The sequence below is a fragment of the Brachybacterium alimentarium genome, from assembly GCF_002332425.1.
Classification (GTDB): domain Bacteria; phylum Actinomycetota; class Actinomycetes; order Actinomycetales; family Dermabacteraceae; genus Brachybacterium; species Brachybacterium alimentarium.
Genome location: NZ_NRGS01000005.1, coordinates 291980 through 310035 on the forward strand (window position 1 = coordinate 291980; position 18056 = coordinate 310035).

The following is an 18056-nucleotide window of genomic DNA, read 5'->3' on the forward strand; positions in this document are numbered from 1 at the left end:
GGATGGCGGATGGATGGGGCGCCGAGGAGGGCGCGGCGCGAGCCTATGCCACCGCGCCCCGGACCAGGGTGCTCAGGTGGGCCTTAGGGCCCGACGTCGCAGGCTGGTCAGCCTTCCTCGATGAGGTCGTCGGGGTCGGTCGTGACGGGGTACTCCCATGGATCCTCGGGGTCCTTGGGGACGTACGACGTCATGATCGATCCGTCGGCGCGCTGGTCGCCCAGGCCCACGGGCGTGGCGAGCACGGCGTCGTCGAGGATCGGCCCCTGGTCCGACAGGGGGGTGCTGACGCCGGCAGAGGTCACGAGGACCGGCTCGCCGCGGACGGAGACCTCGAGCTCGGCGCCCGTCTCGAGCGTGAAGGAGATCTCCTCGCGCTGCACCCGCACCCGGAAACGGGAGCCGCGCACGGTCAGCGGGAAGCTCAGCTCGGGCCAGTCCGCGGGCAGGCGAGGATCGAAGGAGACCCGCCCCTCGTCGTGCCGCATGCCGCCGAAACCGTGCACCAGGGCGTTCCACACCCCGCCAGCCGAGGCGATGTGCACGCCGTCGGAGGTGTTGTGGTGCAGATCCCCGAGGTCGACGAAGAGCCCGGCGCGGAAGTAGTCCAGGGCGGCCGTCTGGTGTCCCACCTCGGCGGCCATGATCGACTGCACCACGGCCGAGAGCGAGGAGTCGCCGGTGGTGATCGGGTCGTAGTACTCGAAGTCGGCGCGCTTCTCCTCCGCCGTGAACTCGCTGCCGCGCAGGAACAGCGCGAGCACCACGTCCGCCTGCTTGAGGACCTGGAAGCGGTAGATCACCAGCGGGTGGAAGTTCAGCAGCAGCGGGAACGCCTCCGGGGGAGTGCTGGAGAGGTCCCACACCTCGCGCTCCAGGAAGCGGTCCTCCTGCAGATGGATGCCCAGGGACTCGTCCTTGGCGACGTACATCCCCTCGGCGCAGGCGTCCCACTGCTCGAGCTCCAGCTCGTCGAGGTCGAGCTCGGTGCGCAGCACGGCGTACGCGGTGGCGTCCGCCCCGCGCAGCTCCCGCACGGCCCGGGCGGCACGACGCAGGTTGTACCGCGCCATGACGTTGGTGAACATGTTGTTGTTGACCACGGTCGTGTACTCGTCGGGCCCGGTGACGCCGTTGATGTGGAAGGACGTGCTGCCATCGGCCCGGAAGCGCCAGAAGCCCAGGTCCGCCCACATCCGGGCCGTCTCCACGAGGACCCGCACGCCGTCGCGGTGCTGGAAGTCCACATCTCCCGTGACGTCCACGTACTGCGAGAACGCATAGGCGACGTCGGCGTTGATGTGGTACTGCGCGGTGCCGGCCGCGTAGTAGGCCGAGGCCTCGTCGCCGTTGATGGTCCGCCAGGGGAACAGCGCCCCGCGCTGGTTGAGCTCACGGGCACGCTCGCGCGCCTTGGGCAGCAGGTTGCTGCGGAACCGCAGGGCGTTGCGGGCCCAGCGGGGCTCGGTGAAGGTCAGGAAGGGCACCACGTACACCTCGGTGTCCCAGAAGTAGTGGCCCTCGTACCCGGAGCCGGTCACGCCCTTGGCGGGGATGCCCCACTGGTCGGAGCGCGCGGAGGCCTGGGCGAGCTGGAACAGGCTCCACCGGGTCGCCTGCTGCTCCGCGGGCTGGCCCGGCAGCTGGACGTCCGATCGCTCCCAGAAGTCCGCGAGATAGTCGCGCTGGTCCTGGTACTGGACCTCGAAGCCCTCGTCGCGGACCCGGTCCAGGGTGCGGCGGCAGCGGTCGAACAGCTCACGATGGGGGACCGAGCGGGAGGAGTGATACGCGACCGCCTTGCGGACCGTCAGCGTGCTGCCCTCCTCGAGCTGGGCACGGATGACCTGGCGGCCGCGGTCCTCGCTGGTGTCCACCAGCTGCTCGACCTCGGCGTCGGACTCCACGGTGTGGTCGGCCCCCACGGCGAGGGTCATCCCGGAGGTCGAGGTGCGGTAGCCCAGCAGCATGCGACGTTCGCTGTGCCAGTTCTGCTGCGGCACCAGCACCCGGTGGGTGAAGTCGGTGGTCTGGCGCGGATCGTGCTTGTCGGTGATCGGGCCGCCGTCGACCCCCTTGCCGTAGTCGTCGGCCATGTCCTGGCGGTTGATGATCTGTGAGGAGACTGCGATGGGGGCGGACCCGTCGAGCATCGTGACCTCGAGGGTCATCAGGGCGAGGTGGCGCTGGGTGAAGGAGACCATGCGGGAGGTGGCGACCTTCACCCGCTTGCCGGCCGGGGTGCGCCAGATCAGCTCGCGGCGCAGCACGCCCTCGCGGAAGTCGATCCACCGCTCGTAGTCGACGAGGTCCGCGATCGACAGCAGCAGCGGCTCGTCGTCGACGTACAGCTTCATGACCGTCGAGTCCGGCACCGAGATCATGGTCTGCCCGGTGCGGGCGAAGCCGTAGGCGGACTCGGCGTGGTTGATCTGCCAGGTCTCGTGGAAGCCGTTGAGGAAGGTGCCGTGGCTGGACACGTCGCGGCCCTCCGGGGGCGTGCCGCGCATCCCCAGATAGCCGTTGGCGGTCGCGAACAGCGTCTCCAGATGCCCCAGGTCGCCTCCGGGCCGCGACTCCACGAGCCGCCATTCGTCCAGCGGCAGATGGGTGCGGTCGACGGGATCGGCGGGCAGCGAGCGCAGGCGGGTCATGAGAGCTCCTCCAGATCCTGGACGACGAGATCGGCTCCGGCCCCGGCGAGCGCGTCGGCCCCAGCACCCCGATCCACGCCGACCACGGCCCCGAACCGGCCGGCGGCCCCGGCCTCCACACCGGAGACCGCGTCCTCGTAGACGACGCAGTCCGCTGCCCCCACGCCCAGCAGCCGGGCGGCGTGCAGGAAGGTGTCGGGGGAGGGCTTGCCGGGGATGCCGTCGCGGGCTGCGACGTTCCCGTCGACGATGTGCTCGAAGCGGTCGAGCAGACCGGCGCCGCGCAGCACCTCCTCGGCGTTGCGGGAGGAGGAGACGATCGCGAGCCGCGCACCCTCGGGCAGCGCATCGAGGTAGCGGACCGTGCCCGGGTAGGGCGCGACGCCCTCTGAGCGGATCAGCGCGAGCACCAGGTCGTTCTTGCGGTTCCCGAGCCCACGGACGGTCTCCTCGCCGACAGCCTGGTCTCCGGGATCGCCGTCCTCGCCCTCGGGCAGGGAGATGCCGCGGGACGCGAGGAAAGCACGGACCCCGTCGTAGCGGGGCCGCCCGTCGACGTGAGCGAAGTAGTCCGCATCGGTGTACGGCTCCGTCACGCCACGATCGGAGAGGAAGCCCTCGAACATGCGGGCCCAGGCCCGCATGTGGACCTCCGCCGTCGGCGTGATGACGCCGTCGAGGTCGAAGAGGTGAGCGGTGAGCTCGGACGGTCGCAAAGTGGTCTCGGCAGTCACGGCCGTCATGCTACGGGGAGGGCTCGCCGAAAGCTCACTCTGCCGCTCGACGTGGTCTCGAGTCACAAGGGCCGATCGAGAGCGCGGCGTGCGCGTCGGGATCGACGTCCAGGAAGTGCGCCGCGCCATGGCGCGGGCCCTGGCCGGTCGGCTACTCTGCGGGTGTCCGTGCCCGTGCGAGCGCGCCGGTGCGGAGCGGTTCCGACACTTCTGAGGAGAAGATGGCTGTCACGGAGTCGCTGCCCGTGGTCGACGCGGTGCGACGCGAACTCGAGATCCATGAGCAGGTCCAGGACGGGCGCCCGGTCGTGCGCGCCTCGATGACCCTCACCACGAACATCACCCGGTCCCCGGCGCAGCTCTGGCCGCTGCTGACCCGACCCGAGCTGCTCGCGGGCTGGTTCGGTCCGGTCGTGGGTGACCTGCGTGAAGGAGGTGCCTTCGAGGCTCCCCGGGGCGCCCGAGGTCGCGTGCTCGCGGTCGAGGCACCGCACCGGATCTCCCTCACCTGGGAGCACGGCGGCAGCATCGATCCTCTGCTGATCCGGCTGGATCCGGAGGACGACGGCACCACCTCGCTGCTCCTGCGCCACACCCGGCTGGTTCCCCGCGAGGAGTTCGAGCGGGTGGGCCCCGGGCTGGGCGCGGTGCACTGGGAGATCGCGCTGCTCGCGCTCGCCGCGGAGACCGACGGGTGGCGGGCGAGCTGCCTGCTCGACGTCCCGGTGCCGACGCCCCAGTGGCTCGGCGGGGAGCAGGGGATCGAGCACGTGCGCGCCTGGTCGGTGCGCTGGGCCGCAGAGGCCATCGCCGCCGGGGTCGACGAAGCGGCCGCGCGCCGGGGCGAGGCCGCGACCACGCGCGCCTACCGCGGCTGACGTCCGCGGACGGACCGTCCGCTTCCTGGAAGTATTTGCCCAGGCTCAGTACCCGATGACATGCTCGCCGGGTGACCACTCCTGCGCCGACCGCCCCCGACGGGCGTCGGGCGGACGCGAAGCAGGTGCTGTGGTCGCTCGCCCCCTCGGTCTATGCGCCGACCCTGCTGGAGTTCGCGGGTCTGGCCGCTCTGATGCCGGTGATCCCGCTGATGGCCCTCGACCTGGGGTTCGCGGCCTGGCAGGCGGCCGCGATCACCACGATCTTCGGTCTGACCTCGTTCCTCGGACCCATCCCTGCGGGCCGCTTCATCTCGCGCGTGGGCGCCCGCCTCGCCCTGGTGAGCACCGGTGTGCTCCTGGTCGTCTCGAACCTCGCCGCCTACGTGCTGCTCGCCCCGGCATTGCACGGCGCGCCCGGCCTCGGGCACCAGGTGACCTTCATCGTGCTCCTGCTGGTGATGGCGGTCAGCATCCAGGTCTGGCAGCTGGGCCGGCAGGCGTATCTGGGAACGGCCCTGCCGGCCGCGATGCGTGCCAGGGGGATGACCCTGTTCGGCGGCGTGATCCGCCTCGGCGAGGTGATCGGACCGCTCCTGGGCGCCCTGGTGATGGCTCTCGGGTCGGAGGCGGGGGTCTTCCTCCTGTTCGCCGTGACCGCCGCCGCGGGCACCGTGATGATCGCGGTGTTCCTGCCTCCCGGGGAGACGCAGCGGGCGCCCGGGCAGGGGAGCGGTCCGCGCTCCCGGCGCAGCCCGGCCCGCGTGCGTCTGGACCGCGCGGTGCTAGGCCGCATGGTGAGAGTGGGCCTCGGCATCGCCCCGGTGATGATGGCACGCGTGAACCGTCCGGTGATCGTGCCGCTGCTGGGCAGCTCGCTCGGAGTGGACTCGGTATGGATCTCGGTCGTGTTCGGTGTCAGCGCCGCTCTGGAGATCCTGCTGGTGATCCCCGCCGGAACGCTCATGGATCGTTTCGGTCGGGTGGCCGTCGCGGTCCCGTGCGCGCTGACGATGGGCGCCGGCTTCACGCTGCTCGCGATCCTCGGAACCGCGCTGGACGGGCGCGGCGAGGCCCTCGCGCTGATCGCGCTGCTCGTTCCCTGCCTGCTGATCGGCGTCGGCAACGGTCTGGGCTCGGGGATCGTGATGACGCTCGGCATCGACGTGTCGCCCGTGTACGGGCGCACCGGCTATCTCGCCTGGTGGAACACGATGCTCGGGGCAGGGAGGCTGGCCGCACCCCTGCTCGTGACGGGGATCGTGCTGGTCGCTCCGATCGTGGTGGCCAGCGCCGCCACCGGAGGACTGTGCCTGGTCGGCGGAGCCTGGCTCGCACGCACACTGCCCCGCGTCACGCCGTCCGGGGGAACCCGGAGTCCGTGAGGCGGGGCAGCAGGTGCGGCGGTGCGACCGGCGGGGCGACGCGACGACGGATGCGTCGTGCCCCGGAGGCGGTCAGGCGGCGGCAGGAGCTCCGGCGGCGACGGCGCGCTCCGCGGTCTCGTGCAGCAGGGCCTCGGCCTCGTCCTTGGTGACCTTGCGGGCGATGGCGATCTCCGCGGCCAGCGGACCGACGGCCTGCTTGAGCAGGTTCCGCTCGGCGAGGCTGGAGGGAGCGCCCCCGGAGTCCCCGAGGATTCCGCGGATCACGTCGATGCGGTCGGAGAGCCGACCGGACTGCAGCTGCATGGTCAGGGTCTTGATGCGGTGCGCCCAGGAGGCCTTCTTCTCGGGCGGCTCGATCGGCTGGGAGAGCTGTTCGATGAGCTCGCCGATCTGCTTCTCCTCGAGCAGAGCGCGCAGGCCGATGACGTCCTTGCCGTCGGCCGGCACCGAGATCCGCATCTCGTCCCCGATGACCTCCATGTCGACGTACTCACGGTCCTCCCCGCGCACGACGCGGGTGCAGGAGTTGACGATGCGCACCGGGCCGTGGACCGGATGGGTGAGCACGTCTCCGGGCTTCGGGGCAGCGGTATCGACGGGGGGAGTGGCAACGGACAAGGGGGTACCTCCTCGGTGGGCCTGCGCGCGATCGGTACCGCAGGTCTGCATGACCCAGGGCGGTCGCTCCGTCCCGGGGCCGCGCTGGACCCGATGACGGGTTCGCGGACTGGGATCGGAAGCGGCTCGAGCGCTGCTCGACCTGCAGGAACAGGCTGGCAGCGCCTACGACAGCGCTTGCCCACCATCTCATGGTTCTGACACGATATCCAGAGCATGACGTTTCCGTGTACATCACACCGCGAGCGGACGGTTCACGGCGCACCGACAGCCTCCGCGGAACGTGGCGGATACGGCGCAGATCCGGTTCCGTCAGGGCGCCCGATCGGCCGGCGCCCGACGTCCGATGACCGCCGCCCGACGTCCGGCGCCCGACGTCGAGATGCCGCATCGTCGACCGAGGTCGGAGGCGCCGGCCGGCCGCCGTGGGGTGGAATGGGCCCATGAGAACCCGCGTAGCAGATGCCACCGGCGTCGACGATCCGTCGACGGGCCCGGTCCGCTTCGAGGGCGTCGGCGTCGTCTCCGACGGGAACGTGCTGCTGCTCGAGGCCTCCGGCAGCGTCCGGGCCGGCGAGGTGCTCGGCCTCACCGGAGCCAACGGGTCCGGGAAGACGACACTGCTGCGCGTGCTCGGCGGCCTCCTCGAGCCCACCGCCGGGAGCGTGGAGATCGTCGGCCGGCGTCCTGACGACCGCGACCCGGTCTTCCGCACCGCGCTGGCGGCTCTCATCGGAGCACCGCAGACCGCACGCGACCTCACCGTCCTCGAGCACCTCCAGTTCATCGCCGCCACCTGGGGCACCGGTGCCGCGGCGGCCCGGTCCCGTGGAGAGGAGCTGCTCGCGGAGCTGAGGATCGACGCCCTCGGTGCCCGCTTCCCGCACGAGCTCTCCAGCGGGCAGTCCCAGCTGGTGGCCCTGGCGCTCACCCTCGCCCGACCCTTCCGGGTGCTGCTGCTGGACGAACCCGAGCAGCGCCTGGATCCCGAGCGTCTCGACCTGGTGATCGGCGCGATCCGGGCGCGCGCCGAGAACGGGACCGCCGTCGTCCTGGCGAGCCACAGTCCGCGCCTGCTCGGGGAGCTCGCCGGGTCCCGACTCCATCTCGAGGAGCAGCGGTGACCGGAAGCACCGGTGGCCCTCGTGGCACGAGCGGCCCTCGCACCGCCGGCGGCCCTCGCGGCGCCGGCAGCCCTCGTGGCGCGGTGGCCCGGAGGCGGCGCGAGGCGCGAGGTGGTCCACAGCGCCGCGGAGACTCCCGCATCGCCCTCGCCGCCGTGCGGGAGGTGTGGGCCCAGCGCAGCGGGACCCGCAGCCGGGGCGACCTGCTCTACGTCGTCTACCTCGTCGTCCTGACCCTGCTGCTCATCGGGGTCCCTGTGGTGCGCGCGGCGGGGCAGGCCCTCGCCCGTCCCGACGTGCTGCCCCTGCTCCTGCTGGATCGGGCACCGCAGGCGAGCACGGCGATCCCGCTCGCCGCTGCCGCTGCACTCGTGCTGCTCGGCGCGGTGCGCGGCCCCGCTCTGCTCTCTCCCTTCTTCACTGCCTCGCTCGCCAGCAGCGGGATCCCCCGACGCGCCGTGCTGTGGCGCCCCTTCGCCCGTGCCCTGCTGGCGCCCGTGCTCGCCCTGACCGTCCCGGCCGTGCTGGTCGCCATCACCCTCGTCGCGGTCTCCGCCAGCGACGTTGGAGACCTGCTGCTGTTCATGCTCGCCGCCGGCGGCGGAGGAATGCTGCTGGGCGTCGCCTGGCTCAGCGGTCAGCTGCTCGGAACCGCTGCTCGCCGCCTGCTCGCCCTGGGCCTCGCGGCGGCGTCGGGCGCCATCATGCTGCTGCCCGTCGGAGTCGGTCAGGGCGGCGCTTATCCGACGGGTGACGAGCATGCCGCGGCGTCGGCCGGAGGCCTGCTCGTCGCCGGGGCCCTGGCTGTCGGGATATCGGTGCCGCTCCTGGATCGGCTGCGTGGGGTCGTGCTGCGTGAGCAGGCCCTGCGCTGGGAGGCCGCGACCGTGGTCGCCTCGACCATGGACCTCGGCGGCACGGTCGGGGCGTTCCGGCTCCCGCCCTCGACCGGGCGCCGGCTGTGTGCGATCGGGTCCGGCCCGCTCGTGCTGCTCTATGCCCGACGGGATGCGATCGCCTGGCTGCGCAATCCCGAGCGTCTGGTGGGCGGGGTGCTCGGAGCGCTCCTCGCCGCCGCGGCGATCGGTGGATCGAGCATGATCACGGGCCCGTTGTCCTGGTTCCTCTTGGCGGCAGGAACCCTCGGCCTGTGGAGTGCCAGCGGCACCATGGTGGACGGCATCCGGCATGGGATCCAGACGCTCGGTGCGCCGCAGCTCTTCGGTCAGACGGCCGCTCGGCAGGTGCTCCTGCACGCGACCGCCCCCCTGCTGCTGCTCGCCGTGCTCGGGGCTGTCGGCGGTGCGGTCGGCGCCCTGGTGAGCGGCGGTTCGGGAGACGCAAGCGGACTGGTCGACGCGGTGCTGCTGCCGCCGGCTCTCGCCCCGGTGCTGATCGCCGGACGGGCCCGCGACGCTGCCAAGGGGCAGATGCCGCTCGCGTTCAGCACCCCCATGCCGACCCCACAGGGAGACATCTCGGTGCTGCTGATGCTCGGCTGGCAGGCCGACGCCCTGGTGCTCGCGCTGTTGGCGGGCGGCCTGCTGCTAACGCTGGGGACGGCGGGCGCTGCCTGGCTCCTGGGCGCCTGCGCCGTGCTGACCGCCCTGCTGACCATGATGACCCGGGGGCGTCTGCGCGCCCTGCGGGCCTGAGAGGACGGACGACGACGATGAACATCCGCACCACACCGAACCCCGTGATCCGCTGGACCGGTCGCCGTCTCGAGACGCTCAACGCCCGGCATCCGTGGAGTCACAACCACCACTTCCACCCCTGGATCCTGCGCTCCCTGCCGCCACGCCCCGAACGTGTGCTGGACGTGGGCTGCGGCCGTGGGGACCTGGTGGCAGCGCTCGCGACGAGAGCCGGTCAGGTCGACGGCATCGATCCGGACCAGGAGATGGCCTACGCGACCGCCTTCCGCTTCCATGAGGAGCCGACCGTGCGCGTCCGCCGACGCACGCTGGCGGAGCACGCGGCGGAGCAGGACGTCGACGGCCTCTACGACGCGATCACCATGGTCGCCTCCCTGCACCACATGGATCTGCCGCAGGCGCTGGCCGACGCCCGCGCCCTGCTGCGGCCCGGCGGGCGACTGCTCGTGGTCACCCTGACCGTGCCGCGGAGCGCGGTCGACCAGGTCTGGGATGTGGCGAACGCGCTGACGAATCCGCTGATCGGTGTCGTGAAGCATCCTCGGCCCGTCCGCGATCCGGGGGAGGGGCTCCTGACCCCGGTCAAGGAGCCGGACTTCTCGCTCGACGATCTCCGGCGGATCGCGGAGCAGGTGCTGCCCGGTGCCTCGATCCGGCGTCGGGAGGGATTCCGGGTGACCCTGCGCTGGCAGAAGCCCGCGGAACGGGCAGCGGCGGCCTGAGGGCCCGAGACAGCGGCCCGGGCCCTCAGATCAGCGCTGTCCGTGCTGCGCGATGACTTCGCCGAGGCGGCCCACGGCGTCCTCGATGACCTCCGGCGAGTGCGTCACGAAGCTCAGGCGCATCGACGAGAGATCAGGGTGATCGGCGAAGAACGACCAGCCGGGCAGGTACGCGACACCGGCGGCGACGGCGTCGGCCAGCATGCGCTGGGCGTCGTAGCCCTCGCCGAGCGAGGCCCATAGGAACATGCCGCCCTCGGGGTGGGTGACATGGGCGCCGGCAGGCAGCACCGGCGCGATCGCCGTCGCCATCGCATCGCGGCGCTCGCGGTAGACCGCGCTGACCGTCGCCACATGGGCGTCGAGGTCCGCGGTCTCGAGATACCGGGCCACGGTGAGCTGGTCGACGACGGAGGACTGCATCGAGATCGCGGCCTTCGCGACGGCGAGGGTGTCCAGGATCGATCCCTCTGCCCGCATCCAACCGATGCGCACGCCCGGGCTCATGAGCTTGCTCATCGAGTTCAGCAGCAGGGTGCGCTCGCTCATCCCCGGCAGGGAGGCGATCGGGGCCCAGGTGCTGCCGGAGAAGCTCAGCGCGCCGTACGGATCATCCTCGATCAGCGGCACGTCGGTGCGCAGCAGCACCTCCGCCACGGCCTCGCGCCGCTCAGCGGGCATGGTGCGCCCGGTCGGGTTCTGGAAGGTGGGGATCAGGTAGACCATGCGCGGACGATGGGTGCGGATCGCCTCGTCGAGCGCTTCGGGCACGACTCCGTCGTCGTCCGTCTCCACCCCGATCATGCGGGCGCCGTGCACGGCGAAGGCCTGCACCGCGGCGAGATAGGTGGGCGACTCCACGAGGACCACGTCGCCCGGCTCGAGCAGGGCCTGCGCCACGACGAACAGCCCCTCCTGCGAGCCGGAGGTGACCCGGATCTGGGAGGCGTGGGTGGGAAGATCCCGAGAGAGCCGACGGGCGGCCTGCTCGCGCAGCTCGAGCTCGCCCTCGCTGACCCCGTACTGCAGCGCCCGGTGGCCCTGGTGCGCGAGCACCCACTCGTAGCAGGAGGCGACCACGTCCAGGTCGAACAGCGCGGGGTCCGGGATGCCGCCGGCGAAGGAGACGACGTCCTTCCGGGCGGCGAGCGCGAAGATGTCCTTCAGCGGGGAGGACGCCATCCCGGCGTAGCGGGCGGCGACGGGGAAGCGGAAGGGCTCAGGCGCGGTGGGCACGGAGGGCGAGGTCATGTCCATATCGTGTCACGCGAGCAGGGCGCCCTCGAGGACCAGCAGTGCCTGTTTGGTCTCGATCCCCCCGGCGTATCCGGTCATGGCCCCGCCCGTGGCGAGCACGCGATGGCAGGGGACCACGATCGAGATCGGGTTCGAGCCGACGGCCGCGCCGACCGCCTGGGCCGCGCGGGGACGCCCGAGCTCCCGGGCGAGCTGCCCGTAGGTGGTGGTCGCGCCGCGCGGGATCTGCTGCAGCAGAGTCCAGACGGACTGCTGGAACGGGGTGCCCCGCGGCGCGAGGGGGAGGTCGAACCCGTCGCGCTCGCCGGCGATGTAGGCGAGCAGCTGGCTCTCGGCGGCGTCCAGCAGCGGGTCGCCGGACGGTGCTTCCTCGCCCAGTCGATCGGAGCTCGGGAAATGGGACTGCTCCTCGCGCCACACTCCCGTGACCGCGCCCGACTCGGCAGCGATCAGGTACGAGCCCAGAGGGGTGCGGACCCGGCGGTGGCGGGCCCCGGGCGGGGTCGACGCAGCCGCTTCGGCGGTGCCGACGGGGAGGTCGGGATCTGGAGGGGTGTGCGGAGCCGTCATGAGCTGTGTCCTTCCGAGGGGGTGGTGTGCGCACTCTTCTGCGGGGCGTGGCCCGTGGTGCGGAGTGCGGCCTGGTGATGCCACAGGTGCAGCGCGGCGTAGGAGCGCCAGGGCGAGGCGACCTCGAGCGCGCGCAGGAGACCGGGATGGTCCTCGGCGAGTCCCAGGTCGCGGGCGGCGGAGAGCAGGGCGGCATCGCGCGCCGGGAGGACGTCGACGGCACGCACCCCGCGCAGCAGCACGTAGTCGGCCGTCCAGGGGCCGATCCCGCGCAGCGAGAGCAGCTGCCGGCGCAGCTCGGCGACGGGCTGCGCGGACCCGAACCCTCCGTCCGCCCAGGACCCTCCGTCCGCCCGGGCCCCTCCGTCCGCACGGCGCCCTCGGTCCTCACGGGACCCCTCGCCCGCTGGGGCGGCGTCGATGCCTGCGACGTGCGCGACCGCGTGCCTCAGCGTGTCGCGGCGGGCCCGGGGCCCCCGGAACCACTGATCGGCCTCCTTCGCGGCGAGAACGGGATCCACCGGGGCGCGATGAACCCCCGCCAGATGGAGCGCCGCCGGCAGCTCGGCGCCCAGCAGGTCGGTGGCGGCGATGATCAGCTCCCGGGCTCGCGAGGTCGCGATCTGCTGCCCGGTGATCGCCCAGAGCAGCGCCTCGGGGAGGCTCGATGTCCCGGGCAGGCGCACACCGGGCCGGGCGGAGAGCATCGGTGCGAGCCGAGGCAGCGCCGCCGCCAGGCCGTCATCGATGCCGATCGGATCCGCGTCCAGATCCAGCAGCCGACGGACCAGCGAGATCGCGGGCGCATGATCGCGCAGATCGGCCAGGCGCAGCGTGACCGGTAGCGGTCCGTCGGCCCCCAGGTCCACCTGCAGCACACCGGGACCGTGGGGGAGCCGCACCGCGCGCGTCCAGACCAGGCCGGTGACGTCCTCGACGCCGGGGACCGCGCGATGGGCGAACCAGGCAGCCAGACCTGCTCCGTCGAAGGGCCGGCGGACGGCGAGCCGTGCGGTGAGCACCGAGACCGCTTCGGGATCGTGGGGCTCCGCGCTCTGCCCCTGCCGGGCACGTTCGCGCACCACGGACGGCGCGTGGCCGAAGATCTGCGAGAAGGTCTCGTGGAACTGCCGTTCGCTGCGGAAGCCCGAGGCATGGGCGATCCGGGCCAGTGGGAGCGTCGAGCCGACCACCAGCTCGTGCGCCCGGCGCGCTCGGCGCATCCGGGCATGGGCGAGGGCACCCGCGCCGGTGACGCCGACCAGCGCGCGATGCAGTGTGCGCTCGGAGACGGCGAGCCGTGCGGCGAGGTCGGGGACCGTGCCGTCCTCGTCGAGGAGCCCGTCGTCGATCAGCCGCAGTGCCCGCCCGGCGAGCGATCCCGACGGGTCGTCGTCGGGGCTGCCGGGAGGGGCCATCGGCCCGCAGCGCTTGCAGGCCCGGAACCCGCCGGCCACTGCCGCCGCGGCGGAGGGCACGAACTCGACCCCGTCGCGCCGCGGGGTGCGCGCCGGGCAGGAGGGGCGGCAGAAGATGCCCGTGGAGCGCACGCAGGTGAAGAACATGCCGTCGAAACGGGGGTCCCGGGCGCGGATCGCCGCATAGCGCTCGTCATCGGTCATCGGGGTCATGGACCCAGTGAACCGCGTCTCGGCCTGCGACACCAGCGGAATTCGGACAGGGTGGTGCGCACGATCCGCTCGCCGTGCGGGCCTCGCCGGTCACGCAGGGTCTGGCGCCGCGGGTCCCGGCGGGGAACACTGTGAGCGATGACGACGCCGACGCGGGACCGCAGTGATCGGCTCGTCGCGCGCCTGCGCCGAGCCGGCTGCGTGTTCGCAGAGGACGAGGCCGCGATCCTGCGCCGGGCGGCCGCGGGCGATGACCTGGAACGACTGATCGTCCGCCGTGAGGCCGGGGAGTTCCTCGAGCATCTGGTCGGTGCTGTCGAGATCGCCGGAGAGGTCCTCGACGTCGGGCCGGGCGTCTTCGTGCCGCGTCAGCGCACGGTGCTGCTCATCGAGGCGGCGATCGCCGAGGCTCGCACCCGGGTTCGACCAGTGGTCGTGGAGGCGTACTGCGGGGTCGCTCCCGTCGCCGCACTCGTCGGCCGCCGTGTGAGCGGCGTGCAGCTGCACGTGACCGACTGCGACGAACGGGCCCTTGCGTATGCCCGGACGAATCTTCCCTCCGCGGCCGCCGTGCACCACGGCGTCGGCCTCGGCGCCCTGCCGCAGGAGCTGGCTGGAAGCGTGGATCTCCTGGTGGCGGTCCCGCCCTATGTGCCGAGTGCGGCGGTCGATCTGCTGCCGCGCGAGGCCCGCGAGCACGAGGAGGCGGCGGCCCTGGTCTCCGGGGCCGACGGGCTGGACGAGGTGCGCGTGCTGGTCCGTGGGGCGCCGTCCTGGCTCGCCCCGGGTGGCGTGCTGCTGCTGGAGATGCATCGCCGGCAGGCCCCGTCCGCGCTCGCCGTCGCGCAGGCGACCTCTGCATGGGCGGAGCGGGGATTCGTCGTGGGGGAGGACGGGGAGACCGCGATCGTCCGGCTCGTGCGCGCCGGGTGCGACGGCGCTCGGGCGGCGGGCGCGGCACCTTCCCCGGATGCCGAAGAGCCGTGACCCGGAGGCCACGGCTCTTCGTCGGAGAGCGGGCGACGGGAATCGAACCCGCGTAATCAGTTTGGAAGACTGAGGCTCTACCATTGAGCTACGCCCGCATGACCTCCCCATTGAATCAGATCGGCGGCGTCGTCGCACATCGGAGTGTTCTCCACGCGACATGCATCTCCTCACAGGGCACGTGACCGATTCGAGCGTCGCGGCGGGGGAGCGGGTAATATCGCTGGGGTTGCCCTCCGGGGTGTAGCTCAGCTTGGTAGAGCACCCGCTTTGGGAGCGGGAAGTCGCAGGTTCAAATCCTGTCACCCCGACTCCGCTTCGGGTGGCCGCCGCGTGCGAGCTCCGGAGCGCCGTGAGAACTGACCGTAGACCAACCATCCACAGGGAGACCTGACCAGTGAAGACCGAGTCCGAGAAGCTCAGCCCCACCCGGGTGAAGCTCACCGTCGAGGTGCCCTTCGACGAGCTCAAGCCGGCCATCGAGGCCGCCACCACGAAGATCGCCGACCAGGTGCAGATCCCCGGCTTCCGCAAGGGCAAGGTCCCCGCTCGCCTGGTGGAGCAGCGCTTCGGTCGCCCGGCGATCCTGCAGGAGGCCGTCAACGACTCCCTGCCGGACTTCTACCAGCAGGCCGCCGCCGAGGCGGAGATCAAGCCCGTCGGTCGCCCCGAGGTCGAGGTCAGCGATATTCCGGGCCTGGACGGCTCCGAGGAGGGCAACCTCGTCTTCGTCGTCGAGCAGGACGTGCGCCCCGAGATCGACCTGCCCGACTTCTCGACCCTCGAGGTCGAGATCGAGGAGCCGACCGTCGACGACGACGCCGTCGACGTGCGTCTGGACGCCCTGCGCGAGCGCTTCGGCACCCTCGTGGGCGTCGACCGTCCCGCCGCGGACCGCGACTTCGTGTCCCTGGACATGACCGCGACCATCGACGACGAGGAGATCGAGTCCGTCGAGGGCGTCTCCTACCAGATCGGTGAGGGCAACATGCTCGAGGGCCTCGACGAGGCCCTCACCGGCCTCTCGGCCGGCGAGTCCACCACCTTCACCTCTCAGCTGGCCGGCGGCGACCGGGCGGGCGAGGACGCGGCGATCGCCGTGACCGCGCAGTCCGTCAAGGTGCGCGAGCTGCCCGAGGCCGACGACGAGTTCGCCGAGATGGCCTCCGAGTTCGACACGATCGACGAGCTGAAGGACGACCTGCGCACGCAGGCCGCCGCCGACGCCGAGGGCAACCGCGTGTCCCTGGCACGCAACGCCCTGCTCGAGAAGCTCCTGGAGGAACTCGAGATCCCGGTCCCCGACGCCCTGGTCGAGGACGAGATCAACGCTCACCTCGAGAACGAGGGCAAGGAGGCCGGCGACCCGCACGGCGAGGAGATCCGCGAGGACACCACCAAGGCCGTCCGCGCCCAGTTCCTGCTGGACGAGATCAACGCGACCCGCGAGGTCAGCGTCGAGCAGGACGATCTCATGAACTACATGACCCAGCTGTCGGCGCAGTACGGCATCGAGTCCAACCAGCTGCTGCAGATGCTGGCCCAGTCCGGCCAGCTCGAGCAGATCTTCGGCGAGGTGCAGCGCTCCAAGGCTCTCGAGGTCGTCCTGGCGGACGTCACCGTGAAGAACGCCCAGGGCGATGTGCTGGACCTGGGCCTGGAGAAGGCCGAGGCCGAGGGCGAGTCCGCTGACGAGGCCGAGGCAGCGTCCGAGGACGCCGCGCCGGCCGAGAAGGCACCGGCCAAGAAGGCCCCGGCGAAGAAGGCTCCGGCGAAGAAGGCTGCTGCCTCCGAGGACGCCGAGCCGGCCAAGAAGACGCCCGCGAAGAAGGCGCCGGCCAAGAAGGCCGCAGCCTCCGAGGAGGCGTCGGCCGAGGGCGAGGCCACCGAGGCTGAGCCGAAGAAGGCTGCTGCCAAGAAGGCTCCGGCGAAGAAGGCTCCGGCCAAGAAGGCCGAGTCCGCTGAGAAGGCTGAGAAGTCCGAGGACAAGTGATCCTCACGCCCGGCTGATCCAGCCGGGACGTCGTCGACGGGCCGTCACCCTGACCGGGGTGGCGGCCCGTCGGCCGTCCCCGTGGGGCGCCGAGGCCTCGGAGGCGCCCGGAGAACCCGTCGGTCTTGTGCCCCGGCACCCGGGGTGACAACGTGGCGCCACCGGCCCACGAGCCCGAGGGCCGGGACGAGGGTGCCCCGATGAGGGCGTCCCGACGGCGGAGGCGGGCACGGGGGAGACATGGGATCGGTGACCTGGGGTTTCACAGCATCATTGGACGGCTTCATCGCCGGTCCGGGGCACGACATGAGCTGGTTGGAGGAGGCCGCTGCCGAGAGTTCGCAGGGCGCGGAGAGCGTCGACGGCATCGCGGCCCTCGCGGAGCCCGTCGGCGTCATCATCTCGGGGCGCCGTGGGTACGACGCGGCCCGCGCACAGGCCGACGAACGCGGTGAGCTGACCGCGGAGGCGTACGGAGGTGCCTGGTCCGGCACCGAGATCGTGCTGACCCATCGGCCTCACGAGATCGCCGACGATCCGGCGATCGCGCCGATGGACTGCGATGTGCGCGAGGCGGTGCGCCGTGCCCGGCAGATCGCCGGGGAGAAGGACGTGCAGATCATCAGCGCCGACATCGCTCGACAGGCGCTCGAGCATGACCTCCTCGACGAGATGCAGGTGTTCGTGGCGCCCGTCTTCCTGGGGGACGGCACCCGGATCTTCGACGTCCCGGGCGGACGGCGCGTGCGCTGGGAGCTCGTGGAGTGGCCACAGGGAGCAGTGAGCGCCGCAGGCGGACGCGTCTATCGCCCCCGGCGGTGAGCCGGGCCGGTCGCCGCCGGCTCCGCGTCGAACGCCCCACCATGCACGAGGGCCCGGACTCCCTGCGCGTGGAGTCCGGGCCCTCGTGAAGGTGCTGAGAGGATCAGCGGTAGGTCACGAAGCCGATCGGGTTGCCCCAGAGGCCGCGCTCGACGACCTTGCCCTTGGAGCTGGAGGCGTCGATGATCTGGCCGTTGCCGGCGTAGATCGCGACGTGACCCGAGTAGGCCACGATGTCGCCGGGCTGGGCCTGGGACTGCGAGATCCACTTGCCGCCGTTGGCGATCTGGCTGCTCGTGCGGGGCAGGTCGATGCCGGCCGCCGAGTAGGCGTAGTTGACCAGGCCCGAGCAGTCCATGCCGCCGAGCGAGGAGCCGCCCCAGCTGTAGGGGGAGCCGACCGCCGAACGCGCTGCGTTCACGATGGAGCTGGTGTTGCTCGAGGTCGAGGAGGTCGAGGCCGGAGCCGAGGCGCCGCCGCCGGAGGTCGCCGAGCCGCCGAGCGCACCGAAGGTCTTCGGGCCCACGACGCCGTCGACCTGCAGGCCCTGGGAGGACTGGAAGTTCTTGACGGCCGAGTGGGTGCGCGGGCCGAAGACGCCGTCCTCAGCAAGGTTCGCGCCCTTGGCGTTCAGGGTGGACTGCAGGGCCTCGACCGCGTTGCCGCGCGAGCCCCAGCGCAGCTTGCTGCTGGTGTCGAGCTTGACCGAGGGGGCCGTCGCAGCGGGGGCGGCCGGAGCGGCCTGGGCTGCTGCCGCCGGGGCGGCCGGGGCGGCCGCGGGTGCCGGGGCCGCCTCAGCGGCGCTGCCGGCGAAGGCGGTGCCGACGACGACGGTGCCGAGGACGGCGGCGCCACCGAGACCACGAGCCGCGCGGGTGGTGTGGAGAGCGGGGGTCTGGGCGCGGCCCGCGATGCGGTGCGAGTTGTGCTTGGCCATGTGTGTGGATCGTTCCTTCCGGTCCCGACTCGGTGCGCCGGAGTGACCTACGGGGTGATGCGTCTGGACTGTGGGGACGTGAT

The 18056-nt window shown here is 72.0% G+C and carries 15 protein-coding genes and 2 tRNA genes; 9 read left to right on the forward strand and 8 right to left on the reverse strand.

All coding sequences use genetic code 11. The features are described from left to right. Positions 1-107: 107 nt before the first annotated feature. Together CIK71_RS04580 and CIK71_RS04585 are read right to left on the reverse strand one after the other, a co-directional pair. Positions 108-2654 (reverse strand): glycoside hydrolase family 65 protein, encoded by a 2547-nt coding sequence (locus CIK71_RS04580; RefSeq protein ID WP_096163984.1) that lies wholly within the window; start codon positions 2652-2654, stop codon positions 108-110. Beyond that, positions 2651-3397 carry an HAD family hydrolase gene (locus CIK71_RS04585; protein ID WP_096163985.1) on the reverse strand — a complete coding sequence of 249 codons (747 nt, stop codon included), beginning with the start codon at positions 3395-3397 and terminating at the stop codon, positions 2651-2653. Before CIK71_RS04585 ends, CIK71_RS04580 begins: the two co-directional genes overlap by 4 nt. A 212-nt stretch (positions 3398-3609) precedes the next feature. Between CIK71_RS04585 and CIK71_RS04590 the strand changes: the two genes are divergently transcribed. Beyond that, complete coding sequence (locus CIK71_RS04590) at positions 3610-4266, forward strand: SRPBCC domain-containing protein (protein WP_096163986.1); 657 nt, start codon at positions 3610-3612, stop codon at positions 4264-4266. Between the two features lie 71 nt (positions 4267-4337). Continuing rightward, on the forward strand, positions 4338-5651 hold the full coding sequence (locus CIK71_RS04595) for an MFS transporter (RefSeq protein ID WP_241964236.1): 1314 nt from the start codon (positions 4338-4340) through the stop codon (positions 5649-5651). Between the two features lie 72 nt (positions 5652-5723). Here the strand turns inward: CIK71_RS04595 and CIK71_RS04600 are convergent, their stop codons facing one another. Beyond that, positions 5724-6272: a CarD family transcriptional regulator gene (locus CIK71_RS04600; RefSeq protein ID WP_096163987.1), complete on the reverse strand. Its 549-nt coding sequence runs from the start codon at positions 6270-6272 to the stop codon at positions 5724-5726. 443 nt (positions 6273-6715) lie between these two features. Here CIK71_RS04600 and CIK71_RS04605 point away from each other — a divergent pair, with 443 nt between their 5' ends. The 3 genes from CIK71_RS04605 to CIK71_RS04615 are packed head-to-tail and all read left to right on the forward strand — an operon-like array spanning position 6716 to position 9776. Continuing rightward, complete coding sequence (locus CIK71_RS04605) at positions 6716-7396, forward strand: ABC transporter ATP-binding protein (RefSeq protein ID WP_096163988.1); 681 nt, start codon at positions 6716-6718, stop codon at positions 7394-7396. Next, positions 7393-9051 carry a hypothetical protein gene (locus CIK71_RS04610; RefSeq protein ID WP_241964237.1) on the forward strand — a complete coding sequence of 553 codons (1659 nt, stop codon included), beginning with the start codon at positions 7393-7395 and terminating at the stop codon, positions 9049-9051. The genes CIK71_RS04605 and CIK71_RS04610 overlap by 4 nt, the downstream gene beginning before the upstream one ends. A gap of 17 nt (positions 9052-9068) precedes the next feature. Next, on the forward strand, positions 9069-9776 hold the full coding sequence (locus CIK71_RS04615; protein ID WP_096163989.1) for a class I SAM-dependent methyltransferase: 708 nt from the start codon (positions 9069-9071) through the stop codon (positions 9774-9776). Positions 9777-9806: 30 nt separating this feature from the next. Here the strand turns inward: CIK71_RS04615 and CIK71_RS04620 are convergent, their stop codons facing one another. Genes CIK71_RS04620 through CIK71_RS04630 form a run of 3 tightly spaced genes read right to left on the reverse strand, consistent with a single transcriptional unit; the run spans position 9807 to position 13234 of the window. After that, the gene (locus CIK71_RS04620; protein ID WP_096163990.1) at positions 9807-11027 is read right to left on the reverse strand and encodes an aminotransferase-like domain-containing protein; all 1221 of its coding nucleotides are present in this window, start codon (positions 11025-11027) and stop codon (positions 9807-9809) included. A gap of 12 nt (positions 11028-11039) precedes the next feature. Further along, entirely contained in the window at positions 11040-11603 is a 564-nt protein-coding gene (locus CIK71_RS04625) for a methylated-DNA--[protein]-cysteine S-methyltransferase (RefSeq protein ID WP_096163991.1), read from the reverse strand. Next, positions 11600-13234 carry a DNA-3-methyladenine glycosylase 2 family protein gene (locus CIK71_RS04630; RefSeq protein ID WP_096163992.1) on the reverse strand — a complete coding sequence of 545 codons (1635 nt, stop codon included), beginning with the start codon at positions 13232-13234 and terminating at the stop codon, positions 11600-11602. Before CIK71_RS04630 ends, CIK71_RS04625 begins: the two co-directional genes overlap by 4 nt. A gap of 138 nt (positions 13235-13372) precedes the next feature. Here CIK71_RS04630 and CIK71_RS04635 point away from each other — a divergent pair, with 138 nt between their 5' ends. Beyond that, complete coding sequence (locus CIK71_RS04635) at positions 13373-14221, forward strand: class I SAM-dependent methyltransferase (protein ID WP_176485543.1); 849 nt, start codon at positions 13373-13375, stop codon at positions 14219-14221. Between the two features lie 27 nt (positions 14222-14248). Here the strand turns inward: CIK71_RS04635 and CIK71_RS04640 are convergent. Further along, positions 14249-14319, reverse strand: a tRNA-Gly gene (locus CIK71_RS04640). Between the two features lie 139 nt (positions 14320-14458). Between CIK71_RS04640 and CIK71_RS04645 the strand changes: the two genes are divergently transcribed. The 3 genes from CIK71_RS04645 (at position 14459) to CIK71_RS04655 (ending at position 17036) form a co-directional block, all read left to right on the forward strand. Then, a tRNA-Pro gene (locus CIK71_RS04645) sits at positions 14459-14532 on the forward strand. Between the two features lie 86 nt (positions 14533-14618). After that, the gene (tig, locus tag CIK71_RS04650; RefSeq protein WP_096163993.1) at positions 14619-16214 is read left to right on the forward strand and encodes a trigger factor; all 1596 of its coding nucleotides are present in this window, start codon (positions 14619-14621) and stop codon (positions 16212-16214) included. Between the two features lie 240 nt (positions 16215-16454). Next, entirely contained in the window at positions 16455-17036 is a 582-nt protein-coding gene (locus CIK71_RS04655; RefSeq protein ID WP_096163994.1) for a dihydrofolate reductase family protein, read from the forward strand. Positions 17037-17139: 103 nt separating this feature from the next. Here the strand turns inward: CIK71_RS04655 and CIK71_RS04660 are convergent, their stop codons facing one another. Next, entirely contained in the window at positions 17140-17973 is an 834-nt protein-coding gene (locus tag CIK71_RS04660) for a C40 family peptidase (protein WP_096163995.1), read from the reverse strand. Positions 17974-18056 lie beyond the last annotated feature (83 nt).

Bases quoted from the DNA above. Each gene is read 5' to 3' on its own strand.
- CIK71_RS04580 (WP_096163984.1), bottom strand. From the start codon at position 2,654: ATGACCCGCCTGCGCTCGCTGCCCGCCGATCCCGTCGACCGCACCCAT.
- CIK71_RS04625 (WP_096163991.1), bottom strand. From the start codon at position 11,603: ATGACGGCTCCGCACACCCCTCCAGATCCCGACCTCCCCGTCGGCACC.
- CIK71_RS04620 (WP_096163990.1), bottom strand. From the start codon at position 11,027: ATGACCTCGCCCTCCGTGCCCACCGCGCCTGAGCCCTTCCGCTTCCCC.
- CIK71_RS04660 (WP_096163995.1), bottom strand. From the start codon at position 17,973: ATGGCCAAGCACAACTCGCACCGCATCGCGGGCCGCGCCCAGACCCCC.
- CIK71_RS04615 (WP_096163989.1), top strand. From the start codon at position 9,069: ATGAACATCCGCACCACACCGAACCCCGTGATCCGCTGGACCGGTCGC.
- CIK71_RS04585 (WP_096163985.1), bottom strand. From the start codon at position 3,397: ATGACGGCCGTGACTGCCGAGACCACTTTGCGACCGTCCGAGCTCACC.
- CIK71_RS04630 (WP_096163992.1), bottom strand. From the start codon at position 13,234: ATGACCCCGATGACCGATGACGAGCGCTATGCGGCGATCCGCGCCCGG.
- CIK71_RS04590 (WP_096163986.1), top strand. From the start codon at position 3,610: ATGGCTGTCACGGAGTCGCTGCCCGTGGTCGACGCGGTGCGACGCGAA.
- CIK71_RS04605 (WP_096163988.1), top strand. From the start codon at position 6,716: ATGAGAACCCGCGTAGCAGATGCCACCGGCGTCGACGATCCGTCGACG.
- CIK71_RS04635 (WP_176485543.1), top strand. From the start codon at position 13,373: ATGACGACGCCGACGCGGGACCGCAGTGATCGGCTCGTCGCGCGCCTG.
- CIK71_RS04655 (WP_096163994.1), top strand. From the start codon at position 16,455: ATGGGATCGGTGACCTGGGGTTTCACAGCATCATTGGACGGCTTCATC.